Source organism: Shigella sp. FC1661 (genome assembly GCF_001712525.1).
GTDB lineage: Bacteria > Pseudomonadota > Gammaproteobacteria > Enterobacterales > Enterobacteriaceae > Escherichia > Escherichia coli.
Genome location: NZ_MDGW01000068.1, coordinates 1 through 9,384 on the forward strand (window position 1 = coordinate 1; position 9,384 = coordinate 9,384).

The following is a 9,384-nucleotide window of genomic DNA, read 5'->3' on the forward strand; positions in this document are numbered from 1 at the left end:
GGCGCACGTCTTCGGTGAACGCACTCTGGCCACACTGGAGCGTCTTCTGAGCCTGCTGTCGGCCTTTGAGGTCGTGGTATGGATGACGGATGGCTGGCCGCTGTATGAATCACGCCTGAAGGGAAAGCTGCACGTTATCAGCAAGCGTTACACTCAGCGCATTGAGCGACATAATCTGAATCTGAGACAACATCTGGCAAGGCTGGGACGGAAGTCACTGTCGTTCTCAAAATCGGTGGAGCTGCATGACAAGGTCATCGGGCATTATCTGAACATAAAACACTATCAGTAAGTTGGAGTCATTACCGGAAAAGTCATCGGCGTGGTGTCGATTGGCTACCTGGTGAGTAAAATCGATAGCTGGCGGGCTGAGTTTTTATTACCGATGGCAGGTGTGTTTGTCGTGCTGTTAGGGATTCTGATGTTGCTGTCGTGGTTCCTGGCCGCGCATATCCGTCGGCAGATGATGGGCATGGAGCCAAAGCAAATCGCACGCGTGGTCCGTCAGCAAGAGGCGCTGTTTAGTTCGGTTTATGAAGGGCTGATTGCGGTGGATCCGCACGGTTACATTACCGCCATCAATCGTAACGCAAGAAAGATGCTGGGGCTGAGTTCCCCCGGACGGCAATGGTTGGGTAAACCCATTGCTGAAGTGGTCAGGCCCGCCGATTTCTTTACCGAACAGATTGATGAAAAACGTCAGGATGTGGTGGCTAACTTTAACGGTCTGAGCGTTATTGCCAATCGGGAAGCTATTCGTTCAGGTGATGATTTGCTGGGGGCCATTATCAGCTTTCGCAGTAAAGACGAAATTTCCACCCTCAATGCGCAACTGACGCAAATAAAACAATACGTTGAGAGCCTTCGTACATTGCGACACGAGCATCTCAATTGGATGTCGACGCTCAATGGTCTGTTGCAGATGAAAGAGTATGATCGCGTGCTGGCGATGGTGCAGGGGGAGTCTCAGGCCCAGCAACAGCTTATTGACAGCCTGCGCGAGGCGTTTGCCGATCGCCAGGTGGCGGGGCTGCTTTTTGGTAAAGTGCAGCGCGCCCGGGAACTGGGGCTAAAAATGATCATTGTCCCCGGTAGCCAGCTTTCGCAACTGCCGCCAGGACTGGATAGCACCGAGTTTGCAGCCATTGTGGGCAATTTACTTGATAACGCCTTCGAAGCCAGCCTGCGTAGCGATGAAGGAAACAAGATCGTTGAATTATTCCTCAGCGATGAAGGCGATGATGTGGTGATTGAAGTCGCCGATCAGGGCTGCGGCGTTCCAGAGTCTCTACGAGACAAAATATTTGAGCAGGGGGTCAGTACGCGTGCTGACGAGCCCGGTGAACATGGCATTGGGTTGTACTTGATTGCCAGCTACGTAACGCGCTGCGGTGGTGTTATCACTCTCGAAGATAATGATCCCTGCGGTACCTTATTTTCAATCTATATTCCGAAAGTGAAACCTAATGACAGCTCCATTAACCCTATTGATCGTTGAGGACGAAACGCCGCTGGCAGAGATGCATGCGGAATATATTCGTCACATTCCCGGATTCAGTCAGATATTACTGGCGGGAAACCTGGCGCAGGCCCGAATGATGATCGAGCGTTTTAAGCCGGGGCTAATCTTGCTCGATAACTATCTTCCTGACGGCAGAGGGATTAATTTATTGCATGAACTGGTGCAGGCGCATTATCCCGGCGACGTGGTGTTTACCACTGCAGCCAGCGATATGGAAACGGTGTCTGAAGCCGTACGTTGTGGTGTATTTGATTATCTCATTAAGCCCATTGCCTATGAACGGCTGGGGCAAACGCTAACCCGTTTCCGCCAGCGTAAACATATGCTGGAAAGTATTGATAGCGCCAGCCAGAAGCAAATTGATGAGATGTTTAATGCCTATGCTCGCGGTGAACCTAAAGACGAACTGCCGACCGGCATTGATCCCTTGACGCTAAACGCGGTGCGAAAACTGTTTAAAGAGCCTGGTGTGCAACATACGGCAGAAACGGTGGCGCAGGCACTGACCATCAGCCGCACCACTGCCAGACGTTATCTTGAATATTGCGCCAGCCGCCATCTGATTATTGCTGAAATTGTTCACGGCAAAGTTGGCAGACCACAACGCATATACCACAGTGGGTGACATGATAAAGCCGGAGGAAACTTGCCTCCGGCATTACTATTTACTTGCCTGTGACCGCTGCTGCCGTTCCTGGCACCATCAGCTCTGTAGCAACGATAACAATCACCAAACCAACAAGCACCGGTACCGAGGTGCGTTTTACGACTTCAAACGGCGAGATCTTCGCCATCCCGGCAACCGCAACGACTACGCCAGAAACGGGCGAAAGGGTACGGCCAAGGTTTGACGCCTGCAGCATCGGGATAGTCAAATACGCCGGGTTAATGCCGGAAGAGTGCGCCAGTTTCGGGATCATCTCAACAAACGCATAAAACGGCGCATTGCCTGAACCGGTCGTGACTGCCGCCAGCATTGTCAGAATCGCCAATACCAGCATCAGGATGATACTCGCCGAACCAAACGAGGTAGCGATAGAAATCAGACTTTGAATAAAGCCGATGGTGCTAAGCCCCTGAGCGAATACCCCAGCGGCAACCAGCAGCATCACCACGTTAGCAAACGCATCTGCCATCCCGCGATAAGCCACTTCCAGACCAGAGAAAACTTTCTGGGTATTAAAGCTGCGGAGGAACTCCAGAATGGAGGCAATCAGCATACAAATCACCAGAATAGTGATGATGTGTAATTGCGGACCCCATTTACCGTCAAAAATCAGTACACCGATGATCGGCGTGAACGGCAAAATGGCATAAAACGCAGGAGCAGTGGTGGTGATTTCACTGACATCTAACATTTCATGAGAGATGTGCTCTTTTTTATCCAGATAACGTTGCCAGAAGAAGTGGGCGATCGCCATGCCGATAATTGCAGCAATTGAGATAGGCAGCGTCGTTTTGAAGGCGAAGTCAATCAGCGACATTTCGGAAGCTTGCGCCGCCAGCACCACATCCCCTGAAGTCGGTGCGAGAATAATCGCCGCCGGGGAGGCACAAATGGCAGCAGCTGCGCCACGACTGATACCAACGTTTACCATCACCGGAAATAGGGTTGCCATCAGCAAAACACCCAGACCGGTTGCGGAAGAGACGGCTAGAGACATCAGACAGGCGACAAAATAGGCGGCAATCATCAGCAGGTAAGGGGAGTTAATATACTGCAATGGTTTTGACGCCAGCTTGACCACCATATCATTCGCGCCGATATGGGTCATGTAAGCGGCAAATCCACACAGCATCATAATCATCATGCCGAGGTCGCCGCCGCGGCTCATTAGTAATATTTTAACGTATTCAACGATATCCGTGGCGCTGTAGCCTGTTGAAGCCTGGCTGGACGGTAACACTTTGTGCCCCATAATGGCACTGATAATCAGCAATAACAGGCCACCGACAAATAACACACCAGTGGCGGAATACCCTTTAATGATGTAGCGAGCTACACCCACAATAACCACAACCCCAATAAGGAGTTCAATGAATGTCAGCATAATTTTTCCTGTCTCCAGGCCCCAAAGTAAATAATAAAAAATTCCTAAAGCTTAAGGAAAAAATATGCCCAATAAATTGGCGATGAATGCTGATTAAAATCAAGAAAAACTGCCATTAAGACATTGAAGTTGCTGTTTTTATACATAGATAACAAAACGCATATTTAGCGGTTGGCAATTATCACATAATAATGTGTGATAATTGATGGTGGATTGATGCAAATTTGTTAATTGCAATGGTGTTAGCTGCGGCTGTGTGCTCAAAAAAATAATCTAATATGAGCATGGGTTGACGATATATATTATATACTTCGTTAAGATGATTGTTGTATCTCGTTAAAAAATAAAATAATTTTTCCTTGATTTTATTTTATCATCAAAAAAGACTTGGTTTTTCTTTTTTGACTATTCCCATCGCAGAAAACGACGCATCATCTTTAATCGATGCGCGGAAATATTTAACTTGAACAAGCGGAAATAAATAGAGCAGCTATTCAGATTATTCTTTATGTTGGGTCTATTAAGGTTATGTTAATTGTAGCTTTGCTATGCTAGTAGTAGATTTTTGATAAATGTTTTATGGTCACAAATGAACGTGAGTAAATATGTCGCTATCTTTTCCTTTGTTTTTATTCAGTTAATCAGCGTTGGTAAAGTTTTTGCTAACGCAGATGAGTGGATGACAACGTTTAGAGAAAATATTGCACCAACCTGGCAACAGCCTGAACATTATGATTTATATATTCCTGCCATCACCTAGCATGCACGTTTCGCTTACGACAAAGAAAAAACCGATCGCTATAACGAGCGACCGTGGGGTGGCGGTTTTGGCCTGTCGCGTTGGGATGAAAAAGGAAACTGGCATGGCCTGTATGCCATGGCATTTAAGGACTCGTGGAACAAATGGGAACCGATTGCCGGATACGGATGGGAAAGTACCTGGCGACCGCTGGCGGATGAAAATTTTCATTTAGGTCTGGGATTCACCGCTGGCGTAACGGCACGCGATAACTGGAATTACATCCCTCTCCCGGTTCTACTGCCATTGGCCTCCGTGGGTTATGGCCCAGTGACTTTTCAGATGACCTACATTCCGGGTACCTACAACAATGGCAATGTGTACTTTGCCTGGATGCGCTTTCAGTTTTGAGACAAATGAAGTTTTAGTAACTTCTTTAAAATCAATAGCTAAAATAAGTAACATCAAAAATAACGCGACTTTTATCACTTTTTAGTAAAGTTGCACTGGACAAAGCGTACCACAATTGGTGTACTGGTAACCGACACAGCATTTGTGTCTATTTTTCATGTAAAGGTAATTTTGATGTCTAAGATTAAAGGTAACGTTAAGTGGTTTAATGAGTCCAAAGGATTCGGTTTCATTACTCCGGAAGACGGCAGCAAAGACGTGTTCGTACACTTCTCTGCAATCCAGACTAATGGTTTTAAAACTCTTGCTGAAGGTCAGCGCGTAGAGTTCGAAATCACTAACGGTGCCAAAGGCCCTTCTGCTGCAAACGTAATCGCTCTGTAAGATACGTCAGCAAGAATTCAAAACCCGCTTAATCAGCGGTTTTTTTTTTGGTCTTTAGTGTGCGGTTGAGGCCGAAAACAGCCAGAAAGCCAGTGCTGTCATGGCAAAAGACCCCAGAAGGTTGACGAAAACGTTCAGTAATGCCCAGCCAAAGCGACCCTCTTGTAACAAAAACACCACTTCTGCCGAAAATGTTGAGAAGGTTGTTAGACCGCCACAAAATCCGGTGGTGATTAATACTTTCCACACTGGATCAATGTTCGTCATCCTGCTAAACCATGCGAATCCCATTCCTATGATGAATGCCCCAATCAGGTTTGCTGTCAGCGTCCCCAACGGAATCGCCTGATGCAGTGGGTTAAATCGCATACTTAACAGCCATCTCGCCACGCTTCCCGTACCACCGCCAATAAAAACTGCTAAAAGAAGTTGTAACACTGCAAAATCCTGCTATTTGATTTGTATGAGTGATAAGTGTAACGCCGAATAATCGTCGTTGGCGAATTTTACGACTCTGACAGGAGGTGACAATGCTGGTTGCTGCAGGACAGTTTGCTGTTACATCTGTGTGGGAAAAGAACGCTGAGATTTGTGCCTCGTTGATGGCGCAGGCGGCGGAAAACGACGTATCGCTGTTTGTCCTGCCGGAAGCATTGCTGGCACGCGATGATCATGATGCAGATCTATCGGTTAAATCAGCACAGCTGCTGGAAGGCGAATTCCTCGGACGTTTACGGCGAGAAAGTAAACGTAACATGATGACGACAATTCTGACGATTCATGTTCCTTCAACGCCGGGGCGCGCATGGAATATGCTGGTGGCACTTCAGGCAGGAAACATCGTCGCCCGTTATGCCAAACTGTATCTCTATGATGCATTTGCCATTCAGGAATCACGCCGTGTTGATGCTGGTAATGAAATCGCTCCGTTACTGGAGGTGGAAGGGATGAAGGTCGGTCTGATGACCTGTTATGACTTACGCTTTCCAGAGCTGGCGCTGGCACAGGCATTACAGGGAGCTGAAATCCTGGTACTTCCTGCCGCCTGGGTTCGCGGGCCGCTCAAAGAGCATCACTGGTCAACGTTGCTTGCCGCTCGTGCGCTGGATACCACCTGTTATATGGTGGCGGCGGGCGAGTGCGGGAACAAAAATATCGGGCAAAGCCGGATTATAGATCCCTTTGGCGTCACCATTGCGGCAGCGTCAGAAATGCCTGCACTCATTATGGCGGAAGTGACGCCCGAACGTGTGCGTCAGGTGCGCGCGCAACTGCCCGTCTTAAACAACCGTCGCTTTGCGCCGCCGCAATTATTATGATGTTTTTTTACTCGGCGCTTGATTCACCTTGTTACAGATTGCTATTGTGTGCGCGCGTCGAATGACCGTTAATATTCTCTGGTTTTTAAGGCGCGTTCTGTTGCCGGTTATATGTCAAGAAGGTATCTATGGGTGAGATTAGTATTACCAAACTGCTAGTAGTTGCGGCGCTGGTCGTTCTGCTGTTTGGGACTAAGAAGTTACGTACGCTGGGTGGAGACCTTGGAGCGGCCATTAAAGGGTTCAAGAAGGCGATGAATGATGATGATGCTGCGGCGAAAAAAGGCGCAGACGTTGATCTTCAGGCTGAAAAGCTCTCTCATAAAGAGTGACGTGGCGAGCAGGACGCTCCCTCAATATCTTGTTCGATACAAAAAACCCGCTTCAAAAAGTGGGTTTTTTATCAGACAGATGTAAGTAATTATTACAGGATTACTTAACTTCCATCCCTTTCGCCTGCAAATCGGCGTGGTAAGAAGAGCGGACAAACGGACCGCATGCAGCATGGGTAAAGCCCATCGCCAGCGCTTCGGCTTTCATTTCGTCGAACTCATCCGGGCTAACGTAACGTTGAACCGGCAGGTGATGGCGGCTTGGCTGCAAATATTGCCCCAGCGTTAACATCGTCACACCATGACGGCGCAGGTCGCGCATTACCTCAATAATTTCTTCATTGGTTTCACCCAGTCCCACCATCAGACCAGACTTGGTCGGGATTTCCGGATGCGCTTCTTTAAAGCGTTCCAGCAGCTTCAGCGACCAGTTGTAATCTGCACCAGGCCGTACCTGACGGTAAATACGCGGTACGTTTTCCAGGTTATGGTTGAACACATCTGGTGGCGTTGCAGTCAGAATATCCAGAGCACGATCCATACGACCACGGAAATCCGGCACCAGAGTTTCAATTTTGATTTGCGGGCTTTTTTCCCGAATGGCAGTAATGCAATCCGCAAAGTGCTGGGCACCGCCATCGCGCAGGTCATCACGGTCAACGGAGGTGATAACCACATAACGCAGCGCCATATCGGCAATGGTCTGCGCCAGTTTCACTGGTTCATTGGCATCAGGAGCTACCGGGCGACCGTGGGCAACATCACAGAACGGACAACGGCGGGTACAAATAGCGCCGAGGATCATAAACGTTGCTGTGCCGTGGTTGAAGCATTCCGCCAGGTTAGGGCAGGAGGCTTCCTCGCAGACAGAATGCAGGCCATTTTTGCGCATTGCGGCTTTGATGCCCTGGATACGTGTAGAGTCCGCTGGAAGCTTGATTTTCATCCATTCCGGCTTGCGCAGCAGGGCTTCGCGCTCTATTGCCACGTTTTTAACCGGGATAAGGGCCATCTTATCGGCATCGCGGTATTTAACACCGCGTTCCATCACAATGGGTTTACTCATAGCGTGCGTGTTCCAGTTGCGAATTACGAAGGAAAGCGTTTCAATTCAATAGATTGTTGTAATTATCAACTATTTTTGAATTAACGACTGGCAGTATATCATTGAAACGGACCTGAAAGCAGCCAAAGCGGTCGCGAAAATGTAAAATTGTTGTTGGATTGTGCCATTTTATCGTTCTGCGCTGTGATCTGGCTGTAACAATACTTTTTCAAAATGCATTACGGATAACATCTATTACTCCGTGCAGGATGGGATCACGCAGGCTGAATTTGTTGTAGTGGATAGAGAAATCTATTTGCTCCTTATTTAAGGACGGAAAAGGCAGTTTTTCCAGCGGCCAGCAGCGGCTAAACAGGTTATAAAAACGGCTGGGAATAATCGCTAACATGTCACTGTTGGCAACCAGTGCAGCGATTGTCAAAATGTTGTAGCTGGTGAAATTGATTTGCCGGTCCGGAAACATTTCTTGAACTCTCTGCCGCAGACCGCTGAAATTTTGCTCTTCCGGTAACAGAAGTACATGCGCAGCGTTGTCGATAGTCTCTCTGTCATCTTCTAAAGAGAGTAGTGGATTTCCCTCGCGGCAAATTAACACCATATTGTCGGTGAACAGAACATGATGTTGCACCGTACGATTGGTGCAAAACATGTTATCGATGATGAGATCGGTTTGAAACTGACTGAGTTGGTTTTCCGCGTCGCTGATGGGCGGGTTGCGCAGTAAAAGCTGCGGATAGTGAGTTTTAATCGCCCGATAGATGACAGGAAGGACCAGGGCTCCGACCGAGGGAGTGGTCGCAATAGTTATCGTTCGTTGCTTATCATAGCTTCCTTCGATATCCAGCGGCCAAGAATGGACTCAAGGCCCTGACTGATATACTCATGTAGATGCATCGCAAATGCGGTAGGAGTGACACCCTGGCCTTTGCGAATAAACAATGGGTCAGGGAATATAACGCGCAGTTTCTGAATAGACTGACTGATTGCCGAGGGGGGCAGATTAAGCACTTTCGCTGCATTAACGATCCCTTTATGTACATATACAGCTTCAAAAATAGTCAGAAGGTTAAGAGCAATATTTCGTAAGGTTGTAAATATTTGTGGTTTACCTTCTGACGACTTTCTGCTTAAACAGGGTTCAATTTGATTATTACTATCCACGCACTTACTCCAATTTTATTCATGGAAAAATAATATTTAAAAAATTACAATAATCTTAGGTAATGACTCCAACTTATTGATAGTGTTTTATGTTCAGATAATGCCCGATGACTTTGTCATGCAGCTCCACCGATTTTGAGAACGACAGCGACTTCCGTCCCAGCCGTGCCAGGTGCTGCCTCAGATTCAGGTTATGCCGCTCAATTCGCTGCGTATATCGCTTGCTGATTACGTGCAGCTTTCCCTTCAGGCGGGATTCATACAGTGGCCAGCCATCCGTCATCCATATCACCACGTCAAAGGGTGACAGCAAGCTCATAAGACGCCCCAGCGTCGCCATAGTGCGTTCACCGAATACGTGCGCAACAACCGTCTTCCGGAGCCTGTCATACGCGTAAA

7 protein-coding genes and 5 pseudogenes are annotated in these 9,384 nt (G+C 47.9%); 7 read left to right on the top strand and 5 right to left on the bottom strand.

What is annotated here, in order from left to right:
- The 3 genes and pseudogenes from BFF42_RS05220 to dpiA form a co-directional block, all read left to right on the top strand.
- A pseudogene (locus BFF42_RS05220) lies at positions 1–292 on the top strand (IS1-like element IS1X2 family transposase); the annotation flags it as partial.
- A 15-nt stretch (positions 293–307) separates the two neighbouring features.
- Positions 308–1,498: pseudogene (dpiB, locus tag BFF42_RS05225) on the top strand (sensor histidine kinase DpiB); the annotation flags it as partial.
- A complete protein-coding gene (gene dpiA, locus BFF42_RS05230; RefSeq protein WP_000126500.1) occupies positions 1,467–2,147 on the top strand; it encodes a two-component response regulator DpiA in 681 nt (226 codons plus the stop codon). The pseudogene dpiB and the gene dpiA, both read left to right, overlap by 32 nt.
- A gap of 40 nt (positions 2,148–2,187) precedes the next feature.
- Here dpiA and dcuC read toward each other — a convergent pair whose 3' ends face one another.
- Positions 2,188–3,573 carry an anaerobic C4-dicarboxylate transporter DcuC gene (gene dcuC / locus BFF42_RS05235; RefSeq protein WP_039059034.1) on the bottom strand — a complete coding sequence of 462 codons (1,386 nt, stop codon included), beginning with the start codon at positions 3,571–3,573 and terminating at the stop codon, positions 2,188–2,190.
- Between the two features lie 589 nt (positions 3,574–4,162).
- On the opposite strand from dcuC, the pseudogene pagP reads away from it, so the two are divergent.
- Together pagP and cspE are read left to right on the top strand one after the other, a co-directional pair.
- A pseudogene (pagP, locus tag BFF42_RS05240) lies at positions 4,163–4,723 on the top strand (lipid IV(A) palmitoyltransferase PagP).
- A gap of 174 nt (positions 4,724–4,897) precedes the next feature.
- Entirely contained in the window at positions 4,898–5,107 is a 210-nt protein-coding gene (gene cspE / locus BFF42_RS05245) for a transcription antiterminator/RNA stability regulator CspE (RefSeq protein WP_000034825.1), read from the top strand.
- A 54-nt stretch (positions 5,108–5,161) separates the two neighbouring features.
- Here cspE and crcB read toward each other — a convergent pair whose 3' ends face one another.
- Positions 5,162–5,545: a fluoride efflux transporter CrcB gene (gene crcB / locus BFF42_RS05250; RefSeq protein ID WP_000939749.1), complete on the bottom strand. Its 384-nt coding sequence runs from the start codon at positions 5,543–5,545 to the stop codon at positions 5,162–5,164.
- A 92-nt stretch (positions 5,546–5,637) separates the two neighbouring features.
- Here crcB and BFF42_RS05255 point away from each other — a divergent pair, with 92 nt between their 5' ends.
- Together BFF42_RS05255 and tatE are read left to right on the top strand one after the other, a co-directional pair.
- Entirely contained in the window at positions 5,638–6,426 is a 789-nt protein-coding gene (locus BFF42_RS05255; RefSeq protein ID WP_012421580.1) for a deaminated glutathione amidase, read from the top strand.
- 128 nt (positions 6,427–6,554) lie between these two features.
- Positions 6,555–6,758, top strand: coding sequence for a twin-arginine translocase subunit TatE (gene tatE, locus BFF42_RS05260; RefSeq protein WP_000503931.1), 204 nt, complete (start codon positions 6,555–6,557; stop codon positions 6,756–6,758).
- Between the two features lie 100 nt (positions 6,759–6,858).
- Here tatE and lipA read toward each other — a convergent pair whose 3' ends face one another.
- From lipA to BFF42_RS05275, 3 genes and pseudogenes are all read right to left on the bottom strand, one after another.
- On the bottom strand, positions 6,859–7,824 hold the full coding sequence (lipA, locus tag BFF42_RS05265) for a lipoyl synthase (RefSeq protein WP_000042617.1): 966 nt from the start codon (positions 7,822–7,824) through the stop codon (positions 6,859–6,861).
- A gap of 208 nt (positions 7,825–8,032) precedes the next feature.
- Positions 8,033–8,985, bottom strand: a pseudogene (locus BFF42_RS05270) (YbeF family transcriptional regulator).
- A 73-nt stretch (positions 8,986–9,058) separates the two neighbouring features.
- A pseudogene (locus BFF42_RS05275) lies at positions 9,059–9,384 on the bottom strand (IS1-like element IS1B family transposase); the annotation flags it as partial.

Coding starts and splice junctions, on each gene's coding strand:
- tatE (WP_000503931.1), top strand. CDS start 6,555: ATGGGTGAGATTAGTATTACCAAACTGCTAGTAGTTGCGGCGCTGGTC.
- cspE (WP_000034825.1), top strand. CDS start 4,898: ATGTCTAAGATTAAAGGTAACGTTAAGTGGTTTAATGAGTCCAAAGGA.
- lipA (WP_000042617.1), bottom strand. CDS start 7,824: ATGAGTAAACCCATTGTGATGGAACGCGGTGTTAAATACCGCGATGCC.
- BFF42_RS05255 (WP_012421580.1), top strand. CDS start 5,638: ATGCTGGTTGCTGCAGGACAGTTTGCTGTTACATCTGTGTGGGAAAAG.
- dpiA (WP_000126500.1), top strand. CDS start 1,467: ATGACAGCTCCATTAACCCTATTGATCGTTGAGGACGAAACGCCGCTG.
- dcuC (WP_039059034.1), bottom strand. CDS start 3,573: ATGCTGACATTCATTGAACTCCTTATTGGGGTTGTGGTTATTGTGGGT.